Origin of the sequence: Polaromonas potterensis (assembly GCF_033446725.1) — a bacterium.
In the GTDB taxonomy this organism is placed as follows: Bacteria; Pseudomonadota; Gammaproteobacteria; order Burkholderiales; family Burkholderiaceae_C; genus Polaromonas.
The window spans coordinates 288281-315277 of the sequence record NZ_JAWQLX010000001.1 but is presented as its reverse complement, the minus strand read 5'-3'; the positions used below and the strand labels follow the sequence as shown (position 1 = coordinate 315277).

Below are 26997 nucleotides of genomic sequence, written 5' to 3'. Positions count from 1 at the left end.
CCACCTCACAACCAGCCCTCCTGCTCGGCCTTGTGGCCGGCGTCTAGCAGGTAGTCACGCAATCCCTGCAATTCCACGGGCAGGCCGGGCTGGGCCTGCAGCTCTATCAGCACCCGGTGGTCGTAGTCGTTCAGGGGCAAGGTCTTGCCGTCTTGCCAAAGGGCGGGCGCCATCTGGGTACTGCGCCAGGGCAAGCCGGCTTGTTCCCAGAGCGCGCCGGCGGTCAGGGCAATCTGGATGCCGGCGGGATCGGGGTCGCAACTGATGCGGCCGGGCGCCGGGGCTTGTGCGATCAGCCAGGCCACCGCCGTTTGCCAGTCGTGGCCGGGCCGGCCCGGCAACCAGATCAGGCAGACACCGGCTTCCAGCTGGCGCGCCTGGCGCTCGAAGCTGGCGCGGTTTTCAATCAGCCAGTAGCTGCTCGGGCCAGCCGTGACGGTCAGCGGCGAGGCAAACTGGGTACTGGGCAGGCCGCAAAAAACCATGCTGCGCAAGTCCATTTGGAAATCCTGCCGGCGCAGCGAGAGCGCGCCACCCAGCCACAGCAGGGGCGCAAAGCGGGCGATGCCCAGCGCTTCCAGCGGCAGCTGTGTCTCCAGCCAGGCCCATTCGGCGTTGGTGATGGCTTTGGTGTGGCCGCGTGCGGACAGCGCAAAGTCCTGGCGCAGGCCGTCACGTTGTTCGTCGCGCCATTGGGCCAGGGCCTGCAACAGCTGGGCGCGGGCCTGCAGCGTGGTTTGGGGCAAAGCTGCGTCCAGGCCGTGCTGCACGGCGACGGACAACTCGGGATGGCTTTGTGCCAGGCGCTGCAGTGCTGCGCGTACATCCTGGTGCGCGGCTTCGCGTTCCGGCGCCGCCACCAAGCCGGCGGCGCGTTGCAGCGCCGGCAGGTCGCGCCAGACCACGCGCCAGGGCTGCCACTGCGCGTGGCGAAACTCTTCTTTCAACGCGATGGCGCCGGCGCCCAACAAGGCCTGCAGCAAGCTGTCGGCCGCGTCCAGCTGTTCGGCGCCTGCGGCGTCCAGCAACACCTGCCAGCTACGCTCCTGCGCCTCGGCTTTGAGCCAGCGCAGCAGCACCGCGTGCTGGGCCGCGCTCAGCGGCGGCAGTCCGGTGACGCCGCTGAAGGCTGCGGTGGATTGTCGCGTGCGGCGGTTTTTGCCGCTGGCCACCGTGGCGATCATCGTTGCCTCAGCCGCCAGTTCCGGTGCCGGCCACACTCATCTCCGGCAGGCCGCGCCGCTTGGCGACCGCAATCGGCGGCGCCCAGCGCTGGTCGCGCGGCTTTTTGCTGGTGACCAGGGTGATCTCGGCCGGCTCGAACACTTCCAGGTTGTGCGTGATGGGCGTGGTCAACACATATTGCGCCTGGGTCGAGCGCAGGAAGTGGCCGACCAACTGGATGTTGCGCACGTCGAGGTGGGCAAAAGGTTCGTCGATGAACACAAAACCACCCGAGGCGTTGTCCTCGTCCTTGAGCAGGCCGACCAGCAGGATCAGCGACTTGATGACCTGCTGGCCGCCCGAGGCTTCGCCATCGTTCAGGCCTATGCTGCCCTTGCCGTCGAAGTTGAAGTTGACCTTCAGGCCGGCCTGGGTCAAGACGGTATCGTCGTTTTCCAGCGCTGGCAAATCGGCGGCCACATCGACGCCGGCCAGCGCACCCAGCTCCTGGATGTTCTTGCGGTAACGCCGCACGGTGCTGCGCAAGACCTCGATATAACTTTCGCGCGCGTTAAAAACCGCGCTGCCGGCCTGCGCATTTTTGACCTGGTGATCGTCCAGGTTGAAACCCTGGTCGCGCACCGTGGCCTCCATGCGCCGGTAACGTTCTTCGACCGTGGCGTCCTGCTCCCAGGTGTCCTGCGCCAGGTCTTCTTCCACGGCCTGCAGCCGCAGGCGGGCCTGGGTGGCGTTCTGATACGTGGCGGTCAGTTCGCGCAGCTTGTCGGGTGTGATCCACGTGGCCGGGAACTGGCGCTTGCGCTGCCGGGAGGTATCAATCTCCACCGAGAGCTGGGTCCGGCGCTGCTGCCAGTCTTGCGCGGCGTGGGCGGCCTCATTGGTTTTTTTCTGCAGGTTTTGTTGCAGCGACCGGTAGGCGCTGTCGCTTTGTTGCTGGCGCAGGCTGGCCGCGCGGTGGTCCTGGTCCAGCTGCTGCCAACGTGTGGCGGCGCTGATACGCGCCTGTCTGGCGGCCGGCAGCGCGCGCCGGGCGTCGGCAAACTCTTCGCTGCGCCGCGCCAGTTCTTCGGCGGCGGTGTGGCCGGCCAGGCTTTGCCTGGCGTCTTCGATCTGCCGTTTGAGCTCGCGCAGTTTTTCGGCGATCGGCGCCTGGGCCGCGTCGCCGCGTTGGATGTCACGTTCGCAGGCCTCACGTTGGGCCTGCAGGGCGGCGACGCCAAACTGGTAGTCACGCGGCTCGACCCAGACCGAACGCGCGCCGCGGCCGTCGTGCATATAAGCCTGCTCGGTGATCCAGGCGCCACCACTCTTCTGGCCTTCGCGCGGGTTGCTGACGCAGCGCAGGTTCTCCAACTGCTGGACCAGCCAGCGCGGCACCTTGGCGTCAAACTGCACCTGTGCCAGCAGCGAGTCGGCCGGCGCCTGGGCCACGCGGTCGGTGCCGACCGCGATGTAGTGGCGGTAACGCTCGCGTTCGGCGAGTTCGTAAGCCTTGACTTCCTGAGCGTGGTCGTCAAGCAGCACCATCCAGCGGCTGGGCCGCAACATGCCTTCGATGGCGGCACGCCAGCGTTCGTCGCGCACCTCGACGATGTCGGCGAGAAAGCCGTGTTCAATCTTCTCGGCCTGCAGGCGCTGGCGGAAACGCCGCGCTTCTTCGGGCGGCGGCGGCGTGCGTTGGCCTTGCAAGGATTCGAGCAGGGCCAGGGCTTTCGCCTGGCGGCCGCGCAACTCGCTGAGCTGGTCTTCGAGCGCGGATTTGTCGGTTTCCAGCCCACCCAGCCGGGTGTTGACAGCGCCGGCGTCGGCTTCGTCGGAGGCCAGGCTGGCGAGTTCGGCGGCGCGTTTTTCCAGCAACTCGAGCGGACGCTCCTGATCGCGCGACTGGTCGCGCAGGGTGGCGGCTTCGTTGCGTTCACCGAGCAGGCGGCGTTCTTCGGCCTCGGCTTGGGTGCGGGCCTGCAGCAGTTCCAGCAACTGGGCGTTGTGCGCGTCGCGTTCGGCCTGGCCCAGGCGGGCGGCGATACGCTGGCGGTACAACTCGCGGCTGCGTTTGCTCAGGTCCTGGCGTTCGCCGTGCCAGGCCAGCACCGGCAGCACTTCGGTGGCCAGGCGCTCGCGCTCCTGCACCTTGTGTTGCCAGTTTTTGTAGTTGGTGACCTTGTTCTGCAACTCGGCCAGTTGCGCCTTGCTGTGGTCCAGCTCTTTTTCAGCCTGCTGCATTTCGCGCGTCAGTTGCTGCTGGTGTTCACGCGCCGTGTCATAGGCGTTGAGCACTTCCTGGTCGCCAAACACGTCGAACACCAGGCGCAACAGCTCGCGTGGGCTGTATTCGCAGAGGCGGTCGGTCTGGCCTTGCTCCAGCGACAACACCTTGGCAATCGCCGGCGACAGGCCAGCCGCCGACAGCAGCCGGTTCCAGGCTTCTATGCCCATCAGGCCCAAGTCCTTGTCGGGCGTGGCGGTCAGCGTTTCTATGCTGATATCGCCTTCGAGCACGGCATAACGGCGCTGCCAGTCGCCGCCGTTGCGGTCTATGCGGCAGACCAGCGTGACCTGGTCGCTGTAAATCAGGCGGCGCGCAAAAGGCCGGCTCGAGGTCTGGCGGTTCTGCGGGCGGTTGTCGACCACGGCGCGCAGCCAGGCCACGTTGGCGCCGGCGTGCCGGGCATAGGTCTTGTAGTCGCGCGGCTGCGAACATTTGAGACCCAGCAGCGTGCGCATGGCGTCCAGCAGCGTGGTTTTGCCGGAACCGTTGGGCCCGGCGATGGTGATGATGGAGGCGTCCAGCGGCAGGCTGACACGCTGGCAGTAGTCCCAGTGGACGAGTTCAAGACTCTGAAGATGAAACATGGGCAGGTGGGGTGGGCGTCGGGTCGCCTGGAGGAGAGGTGGGCTGCTGGGCTTGTTCGCGCGCCAGCACATCGGCGAGTGCGCCGTTCAGGATGCGGGGCGCCAGCACGTCATAGTTCAGCAACACGTCGAGCAGCGGGCCTTCGGCGATGTCGTCCTGCTTGCGCAGGATAAAGCCGTGGCGCTCGAGCAGCTTGAGGTTGGTGTCGAGCCGGGTTTTTTTGCCAAGCTGGTTGCCATAGTCTTCCAGCAGGGTTTTGTAGGACAACACCGGGCTGACGCTGCGGGCCGACGGCAGCGGTTTGCTGCCGGCAAACATCTCGTTTTGTGGCACGTCGGGGGCGACGCGGCTGGTTTGCCGCTCGCGTTTGGGCAACACGATCAGCGACCAGACCACGACCAGCAGCGCGATCGCATCACGCGGCAGCTCCAGGTTGTTGTTGGCGTTGATACCGGCCTCGCCCAGCACGCTGCCTTGCGCCGCGGGCAGCAGTGCCAGGCAGACATGGTCGGCGTAGATGTTGTCCATCCAGCGCAGGCCGACCTGGGCCAGGCGTTGTTCGATTTGGCCGAACAGTTCGGCGTCGGACAGGGCGCGCCGCACCCGCACATGGGTGCGCGGCAGGTATTTGCATGAGAGCAGCTCTGCAATCAGCAGGCCGGCATTGTCCGTGGCATCACTCATGGGGCGTTGGTGGGGTCAGGGGTCATGGGATGAAGCAGTCCTTGCGAAAGGTGGGAGACGGCCGGATGGTCCAGGGCTTGCAGCTCTGTGCCCCATTCGGCGCGCCAGGGCTGGCGCGCCAGATCGCCGGTGGCGCCGGCCAGGCCGCGGGCTTGCGCGTCGCCCAGCAGCGGAATCAGTTGCGCCTTGTACGCCACTTGGGCGTAACGTGAAGGGGCGCCCAACGAGCCCAGCAAGGCCTCGGCCAGCGGGTGTGGCCCGGCGCTGTCGCCCTCGGCCAGCAGTCCCCATTGCGCCAGCAAGCTGGACAACTCCGCGAGTTCTTGCGGCAGGGCGACGGTGCCCAGGTTGCCTTCGGGCGCGATCTGGGCCGCCGGCAGCGGGTCGGGCGCGCTGGCCTGGGGCCGGTCGCGTTCGAATTCGGCCTCGGTCACGTCGAGCATTTCATGCGGCGCCAGCACGGCCAGGCCGACCGGCCTGGCCATGGCTGCTTCGGCCAGTGGGTCCAGCGCCGTCACGGTCTGCAGCCAGCGTTTGACGTCGGTGCTGGTGACACCGGTGGTGCCCAAGGTGACACGCTGGCGGTCCACCTGTTGCAGGGCCCGGTTGAACTGGCTGGCCATGGCCAGCAGGCGCGACTGGGCCTGGCCCAGGCCGCGGGCGGCTTTTTCCAGCGCCACCTGGCCGCGTGCGTTGCCGATGATGGCGCTGATCGCATCCGAGGCCCGGTCTATCAGGCGCGCGGCGCGGTCATAACGTTTGCGTGCTTCGCGCAGGCGAAACTCCGAACCGCTGGCAATCGCGTCCTGGAACTCCCCGTGTAATCGGCCCAATTGGGCTTGCAGCATCTGCACCTGCCGGCCGTCCAGCGTGCCGAGTTGGTCCGCGCCCACGACTTGCCCGAGCAGACCGGCGAGTTCGTCGTCCTGGTCGCTGCTCAGCGGTCCCAGCACGGCGGCCACTTGTTGCGCCAGCGTGGTGATGCCGTGGTGGCGCTGGGTTTCGTCCCAACTCAGCAAGCCGAGCTCGCGGAAACGTTTGAGGACCAGGTCCAGCGCCTCCGGGCGAATCGCGTGAAACAAGGGGTCGAGTTGCTCCCGTGTCAAGGTGGCTTCGGCCTGGCCCATCAGGGTGAGAAACACCCAGAGGCGCAGGCGCACCAGGCCGGGCGGGCCATAAAACAGCCCACGCATGGCGTCGATCTGCGCGGACTTCTGCTCCATCTGCCAGGCCAGTGAGGAGTCGCTGGCATGGTCGGCATCGCGAAAATAATCGGCCAGCGGGGTTTCAGCTTCCAGGCCGACGGGGGGCGGCAAGTCCGCGCCCCAGGACGCTTGTCGACTCGTGGCCGTCATTGCGCCAGGATGGCCAACACGGCCAGCGGTGCGGTTTCGGCGCGCAGAATACGCGTGCCCAGCGTGACCGGGACAAAACCGCGGGCCACGGCCGCGTCTTCTTCGGCCGCACTGAGGCCACCTTCGGGGCCGCTGAGCAGGGTGACGGGTGCGGTACTGTCCCAGGCCGCCAGTGCCTGCGCCAAAGGCTGGGTACCGGCGCGCAGCGACAACAACAGCCGGGGCGCGGCGCTGGATGCCGGCAAGGCGGCGACCCAATCGACCAGCGTCTGAATGTCCAACATCTGCGGCAGGCGGTTGCGGCCACATTGTTCGCAGGCGGCGATGGCCACCCCTTGCCAATGTGCGAGTTTTTTCTCGGCACGTTCACCCTTGAGGCGCAACACCGAACGTTCGGCCATCAGCGGCGTGATGCTGGTCGCACCGAGTTCGGTGGCTTTTTCGACCAGCCAGTCCATGCGTTCATTGGCCGGCATACCGACGACCAGGTGGATGGCGCGGCCGATTTCGCGTTCCACGGCGCTGTGGGCCTTGACCAAAACTTGCACGTCGCTGCGGCCCATGCGTTCAATCGTCGCTTCAAATTCGCCGCCCTGGCTGTTGAACAGGGTGATGGCGTCGCCCGGCTGCAGGCGCAAGACCTGCACATGGCGCGCCGCACGTTCCGGCAAAGCCAGGGATTCACCGGGCTGCAGCGGTAGGTCGGCGTAGAAGCGGGCCGTCATGGGCGGGCTTTCGACAACACGGACTCGCTATTAAATAAATAGCTGCTTGCGCCCGTCCCTGCTGGGCTGAGGGCCTGTTTCTTCATGAAAAAGAGTGTCAAAACGTATAACCTACCCGGGTCTCGTTGCCTTCGATCTGGTCGAGCAGCACCATCAGCGGGCCTAACTGGCGGTAACGGGCGCAGGTGGAGCGGGCGTAGTTGATAAAACGCGGTGTATCCGCCAGGTACTTGGGTTTGCCGTCGCGCAGGGTCAGGCGCGCAAAAATGCCGAGGATCTTGAGGTGGCGCTGCAAGCCCATCCACTCCACGGCGCGGTAAAACTCGCCAAAATCATCACCCACCGGCAGGCCGGCCTTGCGCGCCTGTTCCCAGTAACGCACGGTGATTTCGAGCACAAAGTCTTCCGGCCAACTGATAAAGGCGTCGCGCATCAGGCTGGCGATGTCATAAGTGATGGGGCCGTAGACGGCGTCCTGGAAGTCCAGTATTCCCAGCTGGCCATTGCTGTCCAGCATCAGGTTGCGCGGCATGAAGTCGCGGTGCACATAAACCCGGGCGCCATTCAGCGACTGCAGGTTGCTGGCCTTGATCTGCGCAAAGGCCTTGTCCAGTGTGGCTTGCGCCGCGGCGTCCAGGGTGATGCTGCGGTGTTTGGCGACATACCAGTCGGGAAATAGCGCCAGCTCGCGCGATAACAAGGCCTCGTCGTAAGCCGGTAAAACGTCCGGCCGGGAAGCCAGCTGCCAGCTGATCAGCGCATCCACCGCATCTCGGTACAAGGTATAGGCGCGCTGCGTTTTGTTGGCTTCGGGCTGCTGCGCTATCACGTCCAGCATGGTTTGTGCGCCGAGGTCGCTCAGCAACATGAAACCCTGAGGCTGGTCCCAGGCCAACACGCGTGGCGCGTTCAGGCCGGCCTCGGCCATCAAGGCGGCGACCTGGACAAAGGGTTGGCAGTTTTCCTGGGCTGGCGGGGCATCCATGATGATGCAACTGGCGCCATCAGCCGTGCAAATCCTGAAATAGCGGCGAAAACTGGCGTCGGCGGACGCCAGTTGCAAGGTTTCGGGCAACAAGCCGTGGGTCGGGGTGCTGGCCTGGAGCCAGGCGCCAAAAGCACCGGCACGGGCGCTGTCTGCCCAGGCAATGAGGGAGTCGGTCATGCGGTCTTTCGGCCTGCCTGAAGGATAAGAATCAAAAGATGGGGAGGGGCTTGGGTGGGCATAGGATAATCGGGCCTGATTTTATAAACGGGTTTATCTCATACTTCCGATGCATCGCGCATCCCGCTCGCGCTTTATTCTCTCCCCGGTGGCCCGTGCCGCGCTCAGCCTGGTGTCTTGCACCGTGCTGGGCCTGGGGCATGGGAGCATGGCTTACGCCCAAAACACCACCCCGGCCCAAGAGCAGTTGGAGAAGGCCGCGGACGCACCTGCGCCGGGTCCGCGCCAGGGCAACGGGATGCCGGCTCAGCTGAAAAGCTCCCCCATGCTGGCCGAAACACCGCCAGGCGGCCCGGGGGTGGAGCTGCCGACCTTTGTGTTTGGCGACCGCATGTCGGGCCGGCCGTCGCTGGAAACCACGATTGACGGGAATGCCGAATTACGCCGCGGCGGCTCGGCAATACGCGCTGACTGGCTCGAATACAACCAGCCGGCCGACGTGATCAAAGCCCGGGGAAATGTTCGTGTCAACAGCAGCGGCAACCTGTTCAGCGGGCCGGAGCTGGAGCTCAAGCTCGACACCTTTGAAGGTTTTTTCACCCAGCCTGATTACAAATTTTTGCAAAACAGCGGGCATGGCGCGGCCACACGGGTGGATTTTCTCGACGACAAACGTCTGGTGGCCTACGACGCCACCTTCACCACCTGCCAGCGCGGCGAAGGGCCGAGCTGGATGCCGGCCTGGATCGTCAAGGCCAGCAGCATCAAGTTCGACAAAGAAGCTGAAATGGGCGAGGCCTCGGGCGGCGTCCTGCGTTTCATGGATGTGCCCATTCTGGCGGCTCCCACCTTCAGTTTTCCGCTCAGCGACAAGCGCAAATCCGGCGTGTTGCCGCCCACCATCAGCCTGAACAGCGTCAGCGGGATGAGTGTCACCACGCCTTATTATTTCGACATCGCGCCCAACCGCGATGCGACGTTTGCGCCCACGCTGATGAGCAAACGCGGCGTGGACCTGGCTGGCGAGTACCGCTACCTGGAGCCGACTTACAAGGGCGAGTTGCGCGCCAACCTGATGCCCAACGACACCTTGCGCAACAGCAACCGCTGGTCCTACAACTACCTGCACAACGGCACCTTCAACACCGGATTGGCGGCGATAGGCGGGGTTGGCATCAACCTGAACGTGAACCGGGTCAGCGACGACAACTACTGGCGCGATTTCCCGCGTGCCAACAGTTCATTGACGCAGCGGCTGCTGACCAGCGATGCCAGTCTCAACTGGGGCAGAGGGTATTTTTCAACCGCGGTGCGTACCCTGAAATACCAGACCCTGCAGGACGTGAACTCGCCCATCGTTCCGCCTTATGACCGCATGCCTCAGCTCACGGCCGCTTACACGCGCGTCAATGTGCCCGTGGGGGGGCTGAGCGGGCTGGACTATTCGATCAGCACCGACTACACGCGGTTTGAAGCCGACCGCTTGTTGACCCGGCAGCCGAACGCCAACCGGACTTTTGCTCTGGCCCAGATCAGCCGGCCCTGGATACGGCCGAGCGGTTACATCACGCCCAAGCTGATGTTGAATGCGACCACCTACCAGTTTGATGGGCCGCTGATCAACGGCGCCAGTTCGGCGTCCCGTGTCGTGCCGACTTTCAGCCTGGACAGCGGCCTGACCTTCGAGCGTGACACCAGCTATTTCGGCCAGGCCTTCACGCAAACGCTGGAGCCACGCGCTTTTTATGTGCGCACGCCTTACCGCAACCAGAGTTACCTGCCCAATTACGACTCCGGTGCCAACGCGTTCAACTTTGCGACCTTGTTCACGGAAAATGAATTTGTCGGCAACGACCGTATTTCAGACTCCAACCTGCTGACGCTGGGGGTCACCTCGCGCCTGCTGGACCCCGACACCGGCGCCGAGGCCTTGCGCCTGGGCGTGGCCCAGCGTCTGCGCTTCAAGGACCAGCAGGTCACCTTGCCCGGGGTGGTGCCGGTATCCGAACGTCTGAGCGACCTGCTGTTGGGCGCGACCGTCAATTTGACCAAAGCCTGGTCGCTGGACACCACGGTCCAGTACAACCCGAAAACCAATCTCTCGGAACGTTCGACCATAGGCGGCCGTTACAGCCCTAGCAATTACCGCGTCATCAATGCGGCTTATCGCCGCCAGCGCAATGTCAGCGAACAATATGATGTGGGCTGGCAATGGCCCATCAATGATTTGTGGGGCGACAAGGGCAAAGACCTGGGCGTCGGACGCGGTCAGGGCCCGGGCCGCTGGTACAGCGTGGGGCGCTTGAATTACAGCGTGCCCGACAAAAAATTCGTCGACATGGTGCTGGGCGTCGAATACGACGGCTGCTGCTGGATAGGACGGATTGTGTTGGAGCGGACCCAGCAAAGTACCATTGCCAACAGCACGCGCCTTATGTTCCAGCTGGAACTCGTCGGGTTTTCGCGCATAGGCGCAAATCCCCTGAAAACCCTGAAAGCCAGCATTCCGCGTTACCAATTCCTGCGCGAGCAGAGTGTGACGCCAAGCCGTTTTACCAACTATGACTAAACCCAGCTTTTCCCAGCGCCTGAGCCTTCGCCCGTCAACCACCATGGCTTTGGCCTTGGTGCTGACTCTGCCTGCGATGTTGGCGCAGGCCCAAACCCTCAGGCCGCCTGGCCAGTTGCGTGCGACTCCTGGTTTGGGCGCGCAAAGCCTGGGCCTGGGGAGCCGCGCCGGCGGACAACAGCAGGCCGACTACATCGTGGCCGTGGTCAACTCCGAGCCGGTCACCAACAACGAGGTGCGCGCCCGCCTGTTGCGCACCGAGCAGCAAATGCTGCAACAAGGTGCGCAGGTGCCACCGCGAAATGAACTGGCGCGCCTGCTGCTGGAGCGCATCATTGTGGAGCGGGCCCAGTTGCAACTTGCCAAGGAAACCGGTGTGCAGATCAGCGACAGCATGGTGGACGACGCCGTGCTCAACGTCGCCCGACAAAACCAGATGTCGGCCGACGAGCTGCGCCGGCGCCTGACGGCTGAAGGCCTGGTGTTTTCCCAGTTTCGCGCCGACCTGCGCAATGAGATTTTGCTGAACCGCGTGCGTGAACGCGAGCTGGATGCCCGGGCCAAAGTCAGCGAGCAAGAGATCGACCAGTTTCTGCGCGAGCAGGAAAGTGGCGGCGCGGCAGGTGCCTCCGCGCTGGAAATCAACCTGGCGCAAATCCTGGTGGCCGTCCCTGAAAACGCCAGCCCCGAACAGGTCGCGGGTTTTCAGGCCAAGGCTCAACTGGCGGCAGAACGCGCCCGCAGTGGCACCGATTTCGCCGCGCTGGTCAAGGAGTTTTCCAATGCGCCCGGCGGCAGCCGGGACGGCCAGATGGGGCTGCGCGCGCCCGACCGTTATCCCGAACTGTTTGTAACCGCGACGCAAAATCTGCCTGTGGGCGGTGTCGCCGGCCCACTGCGCAGCGGTGCCGGTTTCCACGTGCTCAAGGTGCTGGAGAAAAAACGTGCCGGTGCACCGGCCGCCACCGTGGCCGAAACCCGGGCCCGCCATATTTTGCTGCGCACCGGCCCCCAGCTCAGCGAGGCGGATGCCGTGGCCCGCTTGGCGGACTTCAAAAAACGAATTGCCGCCGGCCAAGCCGATTTTGCGGCACTGGCCCGCGAACACAGCCAGGACGCCTCCGCCAAAGACGGCGGCGACCTGGGTTGGGCGGGGGCTGGCATGTTTGTGCCCGAGTTCGAGGAACGTATGAACGGCCTGGCCCCCGGTCAGGTGGCCGATCCGTTGGTCTCGCGTTTTGGCGTGCATCTGATTCAGGTGCTGGAGCGGCGCAATTCCAAGCTGTCCACACGCGAGCAGCGTGAAGTTGTGCGCGGCCTGCTGCGTGAGAAAAAATTTGAAGAGGCTTATACCGCCTGGGCGCAGGAAGTGCGCGGCCGCGCTTATGTGGAATACCGGGATCCGCCGCAATGAATGTGACCCCCACGCTTGTCGCTTCGCGTACTACGCTGCCCCCCGAGGGGGCTATTTTTCCTAGGGGCGGCCCGTCGGAAAAATGTCTGCTCCCCATGAGTAGCGTTGGTGTACCTGCGTCTACTTCCGGGTGCGGGCATCAGCCTGGGGGCGCATGAAACACATCCCGCGCAAGCGCTTCGGCCAGCATTTCCTGACGGACCAGGGCATCATCGAGGACATCGTGCAGGCGATTGCCCCCAGGGCCGGTCAGTCCATGGTGGAAATTGGCCCTGGCCTGGCGGCACTGACCCAGCCCTTGGCCGAACGCCTGGGCCACTTGACGGTGATTGAACTGGACCGCGATCTGGCGCAACAATTACGCGCGCACCCGTTATTGACGGTGGTCGAGTCCGATGTCCTCAGGGTGGACTTTGCGGCGCTGGCGGCCACTATGCCGGGTAAAAAAATACGCGTTGTCGGCAACCTGCCTTACAACATCTCCACACCCATCCTGTTTCACCTGCTGGAGGCAGTCGAGGTCATCGAAGATCAGCACTTCATGCTGCAAAAGGAAGTGATTGACCGCATGGTGGCCCGGCCCGCCACCAGCGACTACGGCCGCCTGAGCGTGATGCTGCAGTGGCGATACGCCATGGAGAACGTGCTGTTTGTCCCGCCTCAGAGTTTTGATCCGCCGCCCCGCGTGGACAGTGCGGTGGTGCGTATGGTGCCCCACGCCGAACCAGCCAAGCTGGATGCCTTGTTATTGAGCGAGGTGGTGCGTGTGGCCTTCAGCCAGCGCCGCAAACTGCTGCGCCATTCGCTGGGTCAGTGGCTGGCGCAAAAACAATACGACCAGCCGTTTGATGTGCAGCGGCGGGCCGAAGAAGTGCCGGTGGCCGAGTATGTGGCGCTGGCACAGGCTTTGGGTGCGGCGGCCGCTTTCTGAGGATTGGGCGGGGCATCGCAGTCGCTATGAACTTAATAGCTGATTACGCCCTGCCAGTAAGGGCTAAAGGCCGATTTAGCTCTTAATCTGGTGGCAAAGCTCGTAGTTTTGTCCCGCGCATAAAAAAAGCCCGTTGAAGAACGGGCTTTTTTGTGAGCGGTGTCGCCAGGCGTCAGGCCGCTGCCAACCAGTAACCCGCGTTAAACGGGCTGCTCATACGTAACGCCAAGGGCGACACGTCTAGCAGTTTGTCGGTCGGCATCGGTTCTTCACCGTCGATGCTGTTTGCTTGCTGGGCCTCATTCGCCCGATCCCCTTGGCCAATGTCTGGGGAGCGGGCTACAGAAAAGAATAGAAACATCTGAACGGGATCTTGCGATCCGCCCAGTAGTCCGCGGCATCCCGGAAGATGTCCAGTAATTGCTCGCGCGCTTCCTTGTCGAATTTGGCGTTGGCAGGAATCTGCTCAAGCACCACGATAAAGCCGGGCTGCGGGCCGGACTTGTGAACCAGGTCCGTCATGCAGTCGTACAGCGCATCAAAGTTTTTGCCGAAATGCGCCGGGAATGTGTACTGTGTCGCCAGCATGTCCAGAACTTCCTGCTTGCTCTGGGCATTGCCCAGGTTGGCATACAGGAAATGCTGGTTCAGCTGTGTCGCGGCATCCTGCAGCTCCTGCACGCGGAAAGCGCGTATGGATTGCACGATATTAGGTCTAACAGTACGAAGTGGTATATCCATCTCCGCTTCTCTTTCTTAAGTCAAAAACTCAAAGTTGATGATCACTGCAGAATTTATTGAATAATTCTGCGAAAACTCGCGTAGTGATCATCGGTGTAATAACAAGCATCAGGCGTCGTGGGTACAAATCCACCACAAATGATGCGCCGGGCGCCCCGACTGCGTTCACCGGGTGTTTGAACGGTGTATTCGCGGTAGTAACCGCGGTTTTTGGCAGGAAGAATTCTTTCCCGATTGCCAAACACCGAACCGTCCTTGTCGTACTTGAACGGCCCACCCTGGTAAATCAATCTAACCATGTTGCGACCCTGCACGGGCAACTCGGCGATAGCGACGGTGCTGATTCCGGTGCCGGATGTGGTCCCCTTGGCTTGCACCAGATCGGGGCTGAACCCTGTGCCCAAAGCCGCCAGCATGACGGCCATGGCCAGTTGCCAACCAGCCCAACTTTTTCGCAACATGAAAAAACGTCTTTCTTGAACCGGATCAAGCCGCCAAACCTTTTGACAGGTGCCGGGTTAACCCTTAAATTTCAAGAGACAGAGTTTGACGCATCCGGGCAAAAATTGCAAGTGCCTGCTCAAAGTTTAGGCAGCCCGGAGTGGGGTTGTTGCGAATCTAAGTTAGTGCTAGCTGTCTATTACGGGCTTATCTGGATGCGTTGGCATCCGCCACCGTCAGGGCTGTCATGTTGACAATCCGGCGCACGGTGGTACTGGCGGTCAGGATGTGTACCGGCTTGCTGGCACCCAGCAACACGGGGCCAATGGCAATGCCGCCGCCGGCAGCGGTCTTGAGCAGGTTGTACGCAATGTTGGCGGCATCAATATTGGGCAGCACCAGCAGATTGGCTTCACCGGCCAGGGTGCTGTTGGGCATGATCGCGGCCCGGGCCGTCGCGTCCAGCGCCACGTCACCGTGCATTTCGCCGTCCACTTCGAGCCAGGGCGCGTTTTCGCGCAACAGTTCCAGCGTGCGGCGCATTTTCAGGGCGCTGGGCAGGTTGGACGTGCCAAAGTTGGAGTGCGACAGCAACGCGGCCTTGGGTTTGATGCCAAAACGCATCATTTCCTCGGCGGCCATGGTGGTGATTTCCGCCAGTTGCTCGGCCGTGGGGTCGTAGTTGACGTGGGTATCGACCATGAAAACCTGGCGATCGGGCAGCAGCAGGCCATTCATGCAGGCATAGGTGCAGACGCCGGGGCGTTTGCCGATCACTTGGTCCAGGTAGTCCAGGTGGTGGGCGGTGGTGCCCCAGGTGCCGCAAATCAGGCCGTCGACGTCGCCTTTGTGCAGCAACATGCCGCCAATCAGCGTGAGGCGGCGGCGCATCTCGATCTTGGCCATCTGCACCGTGACGCCTTTGCGCTCCATCATGCGGTGGTAGGTTTGCCAGAAGTCGCGGTAGCGGTGGTCCTGCTCGACGTTGACCACGTCGTAGTCCAGCTCTTCCTTCAGGCGCAGGCCGAATTTTTCAATGCGCTGGGCGATGATGGCGGGCCGGCCGATCAGCGTCGGGCGGGCCAAGCCTTCGTCCACCACGATCTGGCAGGCGCGCAACACACGTTCTTCTTCACCTTCGGCATAGGCCACGCGTTTTTTGCTGGCTTTTTTGGCCGTCGCAAAAATCGGTTTCATGGTGGTGCCCGAGGCATAGACAAAGCTCTGGAGTCTTTCGCGGTAGGCATCCATGTCGGTGATGGGACGCTGCGCCACCCCGCTGTCGGCTGCCGCCTGCGCCACGGCGGGCGCAATTTTGATCATCAGGCGCGGGTCAAACGGTTTGGGAATCAGGTATTCCGGGCCAAAAGCGAGTTTTTCGCCGAGGTAGGCGGCTGCCACCACCTCGCTTTGCTCGGCCTGGGCCAATTCGGCAATCGCATGCACCGCGGCAATTTCCATCTCGATGGTGATGGTGGAGGCGCCGGCGTCCAAGGCGCCCCGGAAGATATAGGGGAAACACAGGACGTTGTTGACCTGGTTCGGGTAATCGGTGCGGCCGGTGGCCATGATGGCGTCGTCGCGCACGGATTTCACGTCTTCCGGCGTGATTTCAGGGTTCGGGTTGGCCAGCGCAAAAATGATGGGCTTGAGCGCCATTTTGGCGACCATTTCTTTCTTGAGCACGCCGCCGGCCGACAGGCCCAGAAAGATGTCCGCGCCTTCGATGATCTCGCCCAGGCTGCGGGCCGAGGTTTTCTGGGCGAACTGGATCTTGTCCTCGTCCATCAGCTCGGTGCGGCCTTCGTAGACCACGCCGGCCAGATCGGTCACATAAATGTTTTCACGCGGAATGCCGAGCTTGAGCAGCAGGCCCAGGCAGGCCAGGGCTGCCGCGCCTGCGCCCGAAGTCACCAGTTTGACCTGGGACGGGTGTTTGCCGACCACCTTGAGGGCGTTGAGGATGGCCGCACCGACGGTGATGGCCGTGCCGTGCTGGTCGTCATGGAACACCGGAATTTTCATGCGCTTGCGCAGCTCGCGCTCGATGTAAAAACAGTCGGGCGCCTTGATGTCTTCGAGGTTGACCGCACCAAAGGTGGGCTCCAGCGAGGCAATGATTTCCACCAGCTTGACCGGATCGGTTTCGTTGATCTCGATGTCGAAGACGTCGATGCCGGCGAACTTCTTGAACAACACGCCCTTGCCCTCCATCACCGGCTTGGCCGCCAGCGGGCCAATATTGCCCAGGCCCAGCACGGCCGTGCCGTTGGTGATCACCGCGACCAGGTTGCCGCGGCTGGTGTATTTGAAGGCGGCATTCGGGTCCTTGACGATTTCCTCGCAAGGAGCGGCCACGCCGGGCGAATACGCCAGGGCCAGGTCACGCTGGTTGACCAGCTGTTTGGTGGCCGCGATCGCGATTTTCCCGGGGGTCGGGAACTCGTGGTATTCCAGCGCGGCGCGGCGCAATTCGTCGCGTTTTTCCTGGTTGTTATTAGGGGCGGCGGGCACAACTTCGGGCATTCAATGGTCTCCTGAGCAGTGGCCCCGGCAGGGCCGAATCTTTGTAAGGTCTGCGATTGTAGGCCGACGCTTGGGGAAACCCTAGTAAGTGAATTTACGCAAACAGGTGCAGTGCTTTTGACTTTTTCACAAAGCTGCTTGGCGTGCCGCTTGTAGCGATCCGCCGTGAATGTCACTTCTGGTGGGGGTATGTCGCAAATAATCCGGGGTTCATGTCGAATCCCTGGAGACACCCCGCTGACCCAGGCCAGCGCAAAGAGACGCAACATCGAAGAGAAAATTTCCCAAGCCCAAATAGCTGTATATTTATACAGTTACCAATAGGAGCTTTTTTTATGAACGAACCATACGGCGTCAGCCTTCATGGCATGGATGGCTTGCCCGCTGCGGAGAGGGTTTCGGCGGAGTTGCGGTTTATCAAAGAATTGAACCGCGGTCTGGGCGGCGCGGACGCGGTTGTGGAGGCGTATCGCGCGTGGCGTGATGCCTGCGAGTGTGACGCCAGTGAATTGAGCGCTGCCATGGCAAGCCTGGCCGTGAAGTGGCCCAAGGCTTTTGAGACGGCGCAGCGCGCTGGTTTGAAGAACATCGGTGAAAGCGATGCGCATTTTGAACTTCACCTGACGCCACAAAGTGCCGCAGTCTGCTGAGCACAGGGGTGCTTGTGCGGCTAGGCCAGGTGCTGCTTATTTCGCAAGCAGCACCCTGCAAAGCCAATGGTGGCGCCACATTTTCATGTTGTGCCACTACTTATCCACAAAGTTAACCCCGATTCGGGCGTGCAACTTTGCGGGGTTAAACCTCTATGGCGGGCTGTAAGCCCTTCCGCAGCACAGAGGGCAAATGCAAGCCCATGAACACCCGAAACGAGTCAGGCCGCAGCCGGGACTGAGGTGGCTGCACCTTGGCCTCCCCAGCGCTGCCAGGCTTTTTCGTGGAAGAAAAAGGCAAAGGCCTGCACCGTGGGTTCCAGCAGGCTCAGGGTCAGCGCCAGCAAAAAGTTGCCTGTGACCGCATAGGCCACCAGGGCCGCCACGGTCACGTGAAGCACGTAATAGCTGGCGGTTTTTTTCAGGGTGGGCAAGTTGCTGCGAACAAGTTTGGCCATGGTTGGGCTCCGGGCTGATTGCAAAAAATGGACAAAACTATCGATATGAATTAAATGATATGAATTGACTATCATTTTGGCCAATTGGTTTTTGCTAAAGCCTGGATAGTGCGGGTGGCACCTCTGCATCGGGCGCCTACACGAAGTCTATGAGAAAAAGGCCTCTGGCCCAGGTAAGATGAGCGTGGTTAGCTATGAATTTAATAGCGTTTCAGGCTTTCGCTGAAAGCTTGGAGGCCGCCGAACCCGATGAACTGGCTCTTCGGTCAGGCGGCCTGGTGAATTCAAGTCAAGCCGCCGCAAACCGCCCGCGCAGATAAGCCACAATTTTTTCCGAGTCGTAAAGCCACTGGCTGTGGCCGTTGTCGTCGGTGATCTGGAGGCAAGGCACTTTGGTCTGGCCGCCGCCCTGCAGCAAGGCTTGGCGGGTGACACCTTCTTGCTGCGCGTCAAGGCGCTGGATAGTCAAGGACAGGCGGCTGATTTCCTGCCTGACCTTGATGCAGAAAGGGCAGGTTTTGTATTGGTACAAGACCAGGGCCTGACACTGCTGATCGACTTTTTCCTGCGCGGCTGGCGCGCGGTTCAGGCCTTTCGGTCGGGTCAGTGTTTCCTTGAGCAGCAGCACCGGGCCGAGGATGAGGCGCAGGGTTTTGAAGAAGTAGCGGACAAAAATTTTCATGGCCAATTTTAGAGGCCACGTTACGCCGGCTTTGCGCCGCCCTGCTTCAACGCCGCTTTAACCCCGCATCAAGGCTTCAATCTCATCGGCTTTCACCGGCACGCCGCGTGTCAGCAGTTCGCAGCCTTTGGTGGTGATCAGCGCGTCGTCTTCAATCCGGATGCCGATATTCCAGAACTCCTTGGGCACACCTTTGGCGGGCCGCACGTAAATGCCGGGCTCCACGGTGGTCACCATGCCGGGCCGCAGTATGCGTGAGGGTTTGCGCATCACGCTCTGGCCCAGCGCGTCTTTTTCTTCGCGTGCTTTGCTGCCGGGTTCGGTGTAGTCGCCGCAGTCGTGCACGTCCATGCCCATCCAGTGGCCGGTGCGGTGCATGTAGAACTGGCGATAGGCGCCCGAGGCCAGCACGTCATTGACCTGGCCGTGTTTGTTTTTGGCCAGCAGGCCGGTGTCCAGCATGCCTTCAACCAGCACACGGGTGGCGGCATCGTGCGGGTCCATGAAACGTTTGCCGGGTTTGGTGACCGCGATGGCGGCTTCTTGCGCGGCCAGCACGATGTCGTACAGCGTGCGTTGCGCCGGTGTGAACTTGCCGTCGGCCGGGAAGGTGCGCGTGATGTCGCTGGCGTAAGCGTCGAGCTCGCAGCCGGCGTCGATCAGGCAGAGATCGCCCGGCTTGAGTTCGGCGTTGCCGGCACGGTAGTGCAAGACGCAGGCATTGGCGCCGGCCGCGACGATGCTGGTGTAGGCCGGAAACTGCGAGCCGTGGCGGCGAAACTCGTGTAACAACTCGGCTTCCAGGTGGTATTCACGCAGGCCGCCTTTCACGGGCTGACGCAACATGGCGGCCGAGGTTTGCATGGCACGCACGTGGGCACCGGCGGAAATTTTTCCGGCGCGGCGCAGGATGGCGATCTCGTGGCTGTCCTTGAACAGCCGCATCTCGTCAAGCAGCTTGCACAGGTCGTGCTGGCTTTGCGGGCACTCGGCGCCCAAACGCACGCGCGCGCGCACCTGATTCAGCCAGCCGTCAACCTGTGTCTCCAGGCCCTTGTGGGTGGCAAACGGAAACCACACAGCCTGCTGGTTGGACAGCAGGGCCGGCATTTTTTCTTCGAGGGTTTCCACGCTGAACGCCGCATCCACCCCCAGCGCCGCCGGTGCCGCCTTGGGCCCCAGCCGGAAGCCGTCCCAGATCTCGCGTTCCAGGTCTTTGGGCCGGCAAAACAAGGTGCTGCGGCCATTGGCTTCAATCACCAGCCAGCCCTGGGGTTCGTCGAAACCGGTCAGGTAATAGAAGTAGCTGTCGTGGCGGTAGGGGAAGTCGCTGTCGCGGTTGCGTGCCAACTCGGGCGCGGTGGGCAGCAAGGCCACACCGCCGCCGGCGGCTTTGAGGGCGCGTGCCACGGCGGCGCGGCGTTTTTCGTAAATCGTGGTCATGCGTAGAAGCGCCTGGTTGTCAACGGTGGGTGTTCAGCTCGGCCAGACGTTCGGGGGTGCCCACGTCGGTCCATGGCCCTGAATATAGCGCCGCCGTGACCTCACCGCTTTGCATGGCCTGGCGCAGCAGCGGTGCCAGCGCCGCTTTCTGGCCTGCCGCTGTGTGTTTAAAAAGTGCGGGACGGTACAGGCCCAGGGTGCTGTAGGTGAACTGTTCCTCGGCCCGGGACAGCGCCCGCCCTTCGGGGCTGATGCCAAAGTCACCACTGGGGTTGTGCGGCGGGTTGGGCACCAGGTAGATGTGCGCGAGTGCGCTGGCGGCCGCAAAACGCTGCGCATCCAGGGCCGGAAAATCAAAACCCGGCATGAACACATCGCCGGCCACCAGCCAGAACGGCGCGTCCTGCAGCAGCGGCAAGGCGGTGGTTATGCCGCCTGCAGTTTCCAGTGCGCCGCCATACAGCGCGCCTTCGTGTGAATAACGAAGGCGCAAGCCAAACGTACTGCCGTCACCCAGCGCGGCTGGAAACTGCTCTTCCAGCCAGGCGGTGTTGATCACCACATCGGTGACGCCGGCACGCGCCAGGGCCTCCAGGTGCCAGACGATCAGCGCTTTGCCTTGCACTGGCAACAGGGGTTTGGGGTGGTGGTCGGTCAGCGGTCGCATGCGTTCGCCGCGACCGGCGGCCAGAATCAGGGCTTGGGTGCTCATATTGATTTTGATTATCACCTTTTTATAAGCCAAATTGGCCTACAGACCTTATGTTACGGGCGCAAGCAGCTATTGAATTGCTAGCGACTGGGGTGTTGATCCTTAGTCGTATCGCCGACCTGCGCGCTGCGCCAAGTCGCCGCAGCGGCACTGCCGGCGGGCACATCCCGTAAAATCCGGGTTTTCCCGCGTGCGCCCGCCATCTCCACCATGGCCTGCCGGACAAGGGATTTGCCTCATTACCCACCTGGACTTCAAGCAATGGCTGACAACACTTCATCCCTCATGGCCAACTCCATCCGTGCTCTGGCCATGGATGCCGTGCAACAGGCCAACTCCGGCCACCCCGGCGCGCCCATGGGCATGGCCGACATCGCTGTGGCGCTCTGGGGCCAGCACCTCAAACACAGCCCGCAGAACCCGAACTGGTTTGACCGCGACCGTTTTGTGCTGTCCAACGGCCACGGCTCCATGCTGATTTATGCGCTGCTGCACCTGACTGGCTACGCCTTGTCAATGAAGGAGTTGAAGAACTTCCGCCAGCTGCACAGCCAGACCCCGGGCCACCCCGAGTTCGGCTACACCGCCGGCGTGGAAACCACCACCGGCCCGCTGGGCCAGGGCCTGAGCAATGCGGTCGGCATGGCGCTGGCCGAGAAGCTGATGGCCAAAGAGTTCAACCGTGAAGAGCACAAAGTAGTGGATCACCACACTTATGTCTTCATGGGTGACGGCTGCCTGATGGAAGGCATCAGCCACGAAGCCAGCGCGCTGGCCGGCGCCTGGAAGCTCAATAAGCTGATCGCGCTGTACGACGACAACGGCATCTCCATCGACGGCCAGGTCGCGCCCTGGTTTGTCGACAACACGCCGCTGCGTTTTGCCGCCTACGGCTGGAACGTGATCGGCCCGATCGACGGCCACGACGTGGACGCGGTGTCGCGTGCGATTGCCGACGCCAAAAACAGCGCCGACAAACCGACGCTGATTGTCTGCAAGACCCACATCGGCCAAGGCTCGCCGAATCGCGCCAACACCGCCAAGGCTCATGGCGAGCCGCTGGGCGCCGAAGAAATCAAGCTCACGCGTGAAGCGCTGGGCTGGCCTTACGCGCCTTTCGAAATCCCGCAGGAAAGTTATGAGGCCTGGGACGCCAAGGCCACGGGCCTGGCGCTGGAAACCGATTGGGACGCCCGATTCGCCGCCTACCAACTGGCCTACCCCGAGCTGGCCGCCGAGTTTGTGCGCCGCATGAAAGGCGACTTGCCCAAGGCTTTCGCGCAGATCGCCGTGGACACCGTGGTGGGCGCACACACCAAGTACGAAACCGTGGCTTCGCGCAAGGCCTCGCAACTGGCCCTGGAAGCCTTCACCGCCGGCCTGCCGGAAATGCTGGGCGGCTCGGCCGATTTGACCGGCTCCAACCTGACCAACACCAAGTCCACCCCCAGCCTGCGTTTTGACCTGGCCGGCGAGGTGGTGCAAACCGAGGCCGCCGACGGCAGCAAAATCGGTGGCCGCCACATCAACTACGGCGTGCGCGAATTCGGCATGGCCGCCATCATGAACGGCATTGCGCTGCACGGCGGCTACATCCCTTACGGCGGCACTTTCCTGACCTTCAGCGACTACAGCCGCAACGCCATCCGCATGGCCGCGCTGATGAAACTGCGTGTGGTGCATGTGTTCACCCACGACTCCATCGGTCTGGGTGAAGACGGCCCGACGCACCAGTCGATTGAACATGCGGCCAGCCTGCGTCTGATCCCGAATCTGGACGTCTGGCGTCCGGGCGACACGGCCGAAACCGCCGTGGCCTGGGCCGTGGCCTTGCAAAACAAAAACAAGCCGACAGCGTTGTTGCTGAGCCGCCAGAACCTGCCTTACGCCCCGAAAAACGACCTCGGCGAAATCAGCAAAGGTGCTTACGTGCTGGCCGAACCGGCCGAAGTGGGCCTGAACAAAAAAGCCCAGGCCGTGATCATTGCGACCGGTTCCGAAGTGCAACTGGCGCTGAAGGCGCAAGAGCTGCTGGCCAGCACCTACAAAATCGCCGTGCGTGTGGTTTCCATGCCCAGCACCACGACCTTTGACAAACAAAAAACCGCCTACAAATCGGAAGTCTTGCCCGAAGGCCTGCCGCGTATCGCGGTGGAGATGGGTGTCACCGACGGCTGGTGGAAATACGGCTGCGCTGCCGTGGTCGGCATCGACACCTATGGCGAATCCGCACCTGCACCGGTCCTGTTCAAACACTTCGGCTTCACGCCGGAAAACGTGGCCGACACCGTGCGCAAGGTGTTGAAGAAATAATTCCGCATTCAGCGTAAACCGGGTTTTGTATTAACTTTTCTGGAGAGACAAGCATGACGATCAAGGTAGGCATCAATGGTTTCGGTCGCATCGGCCGCAATGTGTTCCGCTCGGCGGTGCAGAGCTTTGGCGATATTGAAATCGTCGGCATCAACGATTTGCTCGAGCCCGACTACCTGGCCTACATGCTGCAGTACGACTCGGTGCATGGCCGCTTCAAGGGCGAGGTTTCGGTCGAGGGCAACACCTTGATCGTCAACGGCAAAAAAATCCGTTTGACGCAAGAGCGCGACCCGGCCAACCTGAAGTGGAATGAAGTCGGCGCGGAGGTGGTGATCGAATCCACCGGTTTGTTCCTGGACAAGGCCTCGGGTGAAAAACATCTGGCCGCCGGCGCGAAAAAAGTCATCTTCTCGGCACCGTCCAAAGACGATACCCCGATGTTTGTGTTTGGTGTGAATGACAAGACTTACGCGGGTCAGGCCATCATCTCTAATGCCTCCTGCACCACCAACTGCCTGGCGCCTGTGGCCAAGGTGCTGAACGACAAGTGGGGCATCAAGCGTGGCCTGATGACCACCGTGCACGCCGCCACCGCCACGCAAAAAACCGTGGACGGCCCGAGCAACAAGGACTGGCGCGGCGGCCGCGGCATTCTGGAAAACATCATTCCTTCCAGCACCGGTGCCGCCAAGGCCGTCGGTGTGGTGATTCCCGAGCTGAACAAAAAGCTCACCGGTATGTCTTTCCGCGTGCCGACCTCCGACGTGTCGGTGGTGGACCTGACCTGTGAGCTGAACAAGGAAGCCACGCTGAAAGAAATCTGCGCCGAAATGAAAGCGCAAAGCGAAGGTGCGCTCAAGGGCATCCTCGGTTACACCGAAGACAAGGTGGTGGCCACCGACTTCCGCGGCGATACCCGCACCTCGATTTTTGACGCCGACGCCAGCATTGCGCTGGACAGCACCTTCGTCAAGATCGTGGCCTGGTACGACAACGAATGGGGCTACTCCAACAAGTGCCTGGAAATGGTGCGCGTGGTCAGCAAGTAAGACGTTTCTCGCGTCCAAAAAAAAGCCAACGCTGGCAACAGCGTTGGCTTTTTTCATGGGGCTGGGCCTGGCGCGGGTCCAGGCCCCAGGGGTTTATATGGCCGCGGAGCGCGCCTGTTCAGCCTTGCGTTTGGCTTCGTCGGCCTTTCGCTGCAGTGTGTGTGCTTCTGCTTCGGCGGCTTTGGCCTCGGCTTTCTTGGCGTTTTTGTCCGGTGAACCGGCGATGGCATTGCCCACCATGGAGCCGGCCACGGCGCCCACGGCAACAGCCCCCAGGGTGCCCATCATGCCGGGACCGCGTACGGGTGCGGCAGCAGGCGCCGCTGTGGCCGCTGCCGGTGCAGCCGCAGGGGCTGCTGGCGTGGCGGCTTTGACCGGGGCCTTGGGGCTGGCCGATACACGCGGTTTGACGCCGCCCCCCATACGTTTGGCATGGGCCAGCGAGGGCAAGCTCAGCGATGCGATGGACAGAACAAGGAGGGAGGCGGTGGTGCGAAAAGAAAGAGTCACGGTTTTCCTGAAAGGTCAATCGAGTAAAAAACATGGCCGGGTGGGCCACAGGAAAGCGGAGGGATGACGAGGCCGGCGTCTTTGAGACATAGCTCGGGGTCGGACGCCGGAGTTTCAAGCCATGAAGAGGGTTGACAGGCCATGCGTCGCACATCGCAACCGTTGGGCACCGACGTGGAGTAAATTTTTATGAGGCGGGGCGCCCCGGCATTGTAGGGTGGGTGCTGCGGCGCGGACGGTCGACTTCGGCGATAGATGCTGCACGGTTTCACCGCTGGGCGCGCTGAAGCCCCTACACCGATGGCCCCGCGAGCCGGTGTGGATCACATGCGGGTGATCGCAAACGCAATCAGTTCTGAGCCGCTTTTCAGGCGCAGCTTGCGCTTGATGTTGGCGCGGTGAACATCAATCGTGCGTGAGCTCAGGCCCAGGACAAAGGCAATTTCTTTGGTGGTTTTTCCGTTCCGGAGTTTTTCGAGCACCTGCACCTCGCGGGCACTCAACGGAACGTCCGCATCGCCACTGCCTGGCTGGACATGGATGGGCGAGCGTTTCATCACACGGTTGAGCATTCGCGCGTTGACCTTCGGGCTTACCCAGGTCTCGCCGCGCAGCAGCGCAAAGGCCGCCGGCACCACCGTGGCGTGTGCGTTTTCCTTCATCACATAACCCTTGGCGCCCAGCGCCAGCACCTGCTCGGCATAAATCAGTTCATCGTGCATGGACACCACCAGCACCGGTCTGTGGCCTTGCGCCTGCACCACCGCGGCCACCGTGTCCAGTCCCTTGGACTCACCAAGCGACATGTCGCTGATGACGAGGTCGGGCCGCAGTTCGCCGATCTGCCGCAAGCCGGTCGCCAGGTTTGCGGCCGCGCCGACCAGCCTGAGCGAAGGTTCGTAGCTGGCAATCAAGGTCTCCAGGCCAAAACGAACAATGTCGTGATCATCAAGAACAAATACTGACTTCATGGGCGGGGTGTCAGTCTCTATGTTGTGGGCTTTGAAGCCATTCGCATTAAGCTGGCGGCCTTTTGAATTCACCCTGGAATACTTTGGTATTCGCTTGTGTTTTCAGAAAGATCGTTGGCGTGTTTGCTGTGCAACGCAAGGCCTTGCAAAGCAAACACGCAGAGCTTAACGGGAGTTGATGTGGATACGGTGTGGTCTTAGGTATGAGTACTTAGCAGCCGTCGCATAAGCCTTGCTGACGGACGTGCCGACGGTCGCAACGTTCTCATTTTGACGCACTCCATTCGCGCGGACTCCCGTACCATGGACCTTGCCTGAGTCATGGACGATGAACATAAAAAGCACACAACAACAAGGACAAGAAGCCGGCTCCACCAGCGCTGGCGTGGCCATGGTGCACGCACCGCTGGGCGAACAGCTTCCGCACGTGCTGCGCGCCATGGTCGAAGGCCTCCACGCTGGCGTCCTGATTTCCAATGAGCGGCAGGTGATTTATTCCAACCCCGAGATCAGCCGCCTGCTCGGTTATGGCCCCGATGAATCCCTGGCCGGTATGTTGATCACCGACCTGGTCGCCGACGGTGATCAGCAACTGGCCCTGCAGCGCCGAAAAGCCGTGGTGGCGGGCCGGCGCATTCCCACCGGCTGGCTCAAGCTCAAAGGCAAAGACGGCGAGCTGGTGCAGATGATGCCCAAACTTTCCTGCGTGATCTTGAACGGTCAGCCGCATTTCATCACCGCGGTACATCGTGCGTCCGATCACCACCTGCTTGAAATCCAGGCACGCAAGGCCCGCGCCGGTTACGAGCGCCTGCTGGCCACTGAACTGGACAAGCAGCAGTCGGCGATTGCCCGCGAGTTGCATGATTCGTTGGGCTCTGAGCTGACCGGCATCTCCCTGATGCTGGGCAGCCTCAAAGGCCTGGTGCCCGACGATGCCGTGTTGTCAGTGCGCCTGGACAATGTGATGGGCCAGTTGCAGGGGGCGATTGAAATGACACGCGGCCTGGCGCGCGGCCTGATGCCGGTGGACACGTATGCGGGCGGTTTCGGGCATGCCATGGAAAGGCTGGCCAGCGACTGGACGTTGCTCAAGGGTGTTCCCTGCGAATTCAGGATGAGCGGGCCGTTCGACGATGTGCCGGCCGAGACCGGTGTCCACCTCTACCGCATTGCCCAGGAAGGGATTGTCAATGCGCTGCGCCACGGCAAGGCCACACGGATCCGGCTCAAACTCACCGATCGTCGGCCCGACTTGATGCTGGAAATTGAAGACAACGGCATTGGTTTTGGGGCCAGCATCATCAGCGCTGGCATGGGTGTTCGTTCCATGATGGCGCGCGCCGAAAGCATAGGCGGGCGCATCGAATTTTCGCCAGGCCGGCGCAGCGGCAGCTGCGTCAAAGTGATCTGGCCAGCGGATCGGTTTGCGCCCAACCTTCGTCTGCCACACGATTAAATCACCGGGCGTTTGCGCGCGGCGGTGCTTGCCACACCTCGGCGGGCCGTGGCATGTTCCTGAGAATTTTGTGTGTTGACCGGCTAGCGTATTCAGCTAGGCCTCAGCTGTAGAACTACCTAATCCAGCCAGGTCCCCCCCGTCACACTGAATCGGC

At 62.2% G+C, this 26997-nt stretch carries 22 protein-coding genes; 7 read left to right on the top strand and 15 right to left on the bottom strand.

The window, feature by feature from the left end:
- Positions 1 to 5 precede the first annotated feature (5 nt).
- The 6 genes from R6254_RS01505 to R6254_RS01480 form a co-directional block, all read right to left on the bottom strand.
- A complete protein-coding gene (locus R6254_RS01505; RefSeq protein WP_318403852.1) occupies positions 6 to 1220 on the bottom strand; it encodes a hypothetical protein in 1215 nt (404 codons plus the stop codon).
- Entirely contained in the window at positions 1192 to 4038 is a 2847-nt protein-coding gene (locus R6254_RS01500) for an ATP-binding protein (RefSeq protein WP_318403850.1), read from the bottom strand. Before R6254_RS01500 ends, R6254_RS01505 begins: the two co-directional genes overlap by 29 nt.
- A complete protein-coding gene (locus tag R6254_RS01495) occupies positions 4016 to 4723 on the bottom strand; it encodes a hypothetical protein (RefSeq protein WP_318403849.1) in 708 nt (235 codons plus the stop codon). The genes R6254_RS01500 and R6254_RS01495 overlap by 23 nt, the downstream gene beginning before the upstream one ends.
- Positions 4720 to 6078, bottom strand: a complete 1359-nt coding sequence (locus tag R6254_RS01490) for a hypothetical protein (RefSeq protein ID WP_318403848.1) — start codon at positions 6076 to 6078, stop codon at positions 4720 to 4722. Before R6254_RS01490 ends, R6254_RS01495 begins: the two co-directional genes overlap by 4 nt.
- On the bottom strand, positions 6075 to 6803 hold the full coding sequence (locus R6254_RS01485; RefSeq protein WP_318403847.1) for a 16S rRNA (uracil(1498)-N(3))-methyltransferase: 729 nt from the start codon (positions 6801 to 6803) through the stop codon (positions 6075 to 6077). Before R6254_RS01485 ends, R6254_RS01490 begins: the two co-directional genes overlap by 4 nt.
- A 97-nt stretch (positions 6804 to 6900) precedes the next feature.
- A complete protein-coding gene (locus R6254_RS01480) occupies positions 6901 to 7968 on the bottom strand; it encodes an aminoglycoside phosphotransferase family protein (protein ID WP_318403846.1) in 1068 nt (355 codons plus the stop codon).
- A 109-nt stretch (positions 7969 to 8077) separates the two neighbouring features.
- On the opposite strand from R6254_RS01480, the gene R6254_RS01475 reads away from it, so the two are divergent.
- From R6254_RS01475 to rsmA, 3 genes are all read left to right on the top strand, one after another.
- Entirely contained in the window at positions 8078 to 10537 is a 2460-nt protein-coding gene (locus R6254_RS01475; protein WP_318403844.1) for an LPS-assembly protein LptD, read from the top strand.
- Positions 10530 to 11951 (top strand): peptidylprolyl isomerase, encoded by a 1422-nt coding sequence (locus R6254_RS01470; protein ID WP_318403843.1) that lies wholly within the window; start codon positions 10530 to 10532, stop codon positions 11949 to 11951. Before R6254_RS01475 ends, R6254_RS01470 begins: the two co-directional genes overlap by 8 nt.
- A gap of 154 nt (positions 11952 to 12105) precedes the next feature.
- A complete protein-coding gene (gene rsmA / locus R6254_RS01465; protein ID WP_318403841.1) occupies positions 12106 to 12882 on the top strand; it encodes a 16S rRNA (adenine(1518)-N(6)/adenine(1519)-N(6))-dimethyltransferase RsmA in 777 nt (258 codons plus the stop codon).
- A gap of 339 nt (positions 12883 to 13221) precedes the next feature.
- Here rsmA and R6254_RS01460 read toward each other — a convergent pair whose 3' ends face one another.
- The 3 genes from R6254_RS01460 to R6254_RS01450 all read right to left on the bottom strand — a co-directional run bounded on the left by R6254_RS01460 (position 13222) and on the right by R6254_RS01450 (position 16590).
- Positions 13222 to 13623 carry a barstar family protein gene (locus R6254_RS01460; protein WP_318403839.1) on the bottom strand — a complete coding sequence of 134 codons (402 nt, stop codon included), beginning with the start codon at positions 13621 to 13623 and terminating at the stop codon, positions 13222 to 13224.
- A 53-nt stretch (positions 13624 to 13676) separates the two neighbouring features.
- Positions 13677 to 14084: a guanyl-specific ribonuclease gene (locus tag R6254_RS01455; RefSeq protein ID WP_318403838.1), complete on the bottom strand. Its 408-nt coding sequence runs from the start codon at positions 14082 to 14084 to the stop codon at positions 13677 to 13679.
- 187 nt (positions 14085 to 14271) lie between these two features.
- Positions 14272 to 16590 (bottom strand): NADP-dependent malic enzyme, encoded by a 2319-nt coding sequence (locus R6254_RS01450; RefSeq protein WP_318403837.1) that lies wholly within the window; start codon positions 16588 to 16590, stop codon positions 14272 to 14274.
- Positions 16591 to 16925: 335 nt separating this feature from the next.
- Between R6254_RS01450 and R6254_RS01445 the strand changes: the two genes are divergently transcribed.
- Complete coding sequence (locus R6254_RS01445) at positions 16926 to 17240, top strand: hypothetical protein (protein WP_318403836.1); 315 nt, start codon at positions 16926 to 16928, stop codon at positions 17238 to 17240.
- A gap of 221 nt (positions 17241 to 17461) precedes the next feature.
- Here R6254_RS01445 and R6254_RS01440 read toward each other — a convergent pair whose 3' ends face one another.
- From R6254_RS01440 to murU, 4 genes are all read right to left on the bottom strand, one after another.
- The gene (locus tag R6254_RS01440) at positions 17462 to 17698 is read right to left on the bottom strand and encodes a DUF2061 domain-containing protein (protein ID WP_318403835.1); all 237 of its coding nucleotides are present in this window, start codon (positions 17696 to 17698) and stop codon (positions 17462 to 17464) included.
- A gap of 289 nt (positions 17699 to 17987) precedes the next feature.
- Positions 17988 to 18380: a glutaredoxin family protein gene (locus R6254_RS01435; RefSeq protein WP_318403834.1), complete on the bottom strand. Its 393-nt coding sequence runs from the start codon at positions 18378 to 18380 to the stop codon at positions 17988 to 17990.
- Positions 18381 to 18437: 57 nt separating this feature from the next.
- Entirely contained in the window at positions 18438 to 19823 is a 1386-nt protein-coding gene (locus R6254_RS01430; protein WP_318403832.1) for an aminopeptidase P N-terminal domain-containing protein, read from the bottom strand.
- Between the two features lie 19 nt (positions 19824 to 19842).
- Positions 19843 to 20535, bottom strand: a complete 693-nt coding sequence (gene murU / locus R6254_RS01425; RefSeq protein WP_318403831.1) for an N-acetylmuramate alpha-1-phosphate uridylyltransferase MurU — start codon at positions 20533 to 20535, stop codon at positions 19843 to 19845.
- A gap of 210 nt (positions 20536 to 20745) precedes the next feature.
- On the opposite strand from murU, the gene tkt reads away from it, so the two are divergent.
- Together tkt and gap are read left to right on the top strand one after the other, a co-directional pair.
- The gene (gene tkt / locus R6254_RS01420; RefSeq protein WP_318403829.1) at positions 20746 to 22848 is read left to right on the top strand and encodes a transketolase; all 2103 of its coding nucleotides are present in this window, start codon (positions 20746 to 20748) and stop codon (positions 22846 to 22848) included.
- A 53-nt stretch (positions 22849 to 22901) separates the two neighbouring features.
- Entirely contained in the window at positions 22902 to 23900 is a 999-nt protein-coding gene (gap, locus tag R6254_RS01415) for a type I glyceraldehyde-3-phosphate dehydrogenase (RefSeq protein WP_318403827.1), read from the top strand.
- A 93-nt stretch (positions 23901 to 23993) separates the two neighbouring features.
- On the opposite strand, the gene R6254_RS01410 is transcribed toward gap, so the two are convergent.
- Positions 23994 to 24410, bottom strand: coding sequence for an ABC transporter substrate-binding protein (locus tag R6254_RS01410; RefSeq protein ID WP_318403825.1), 417 nt, complete (start codon positions 24408 to 24410; stop codon positions 23994 to 23996).
- A 323-nt stretch (positions 24411 to 24733) separates the two neighbouring features.
- A complete protein-coding gene (locus tag R6254_RS01405) occupies positions 24734 to 25381 on the bottom strand; it encodes a response regulator transcription factor (protein WP_318403823.1) in 648 nt (215 codons plus the stop codon).
- A gap of 328 nt (positions 25382 to 25709) precedes the next feature.
- Between R6254_RS01405 and R6254_RS01400 the strand changes: the two genes are divergently transcribed.
- Positions 25710 to 26840 (top strand): sensor histidine kinase, encoded by a 1131-nt coding sequence (locus tag R6254_RS01400; RefSeq protein WP_318403821.1) that lies wholly within the window; start codon positions 25710 to 25712, stop codon positions 26838 to 26840.
- Positions 26841 to 26997 lie beyond the last annotated feature (157 nt).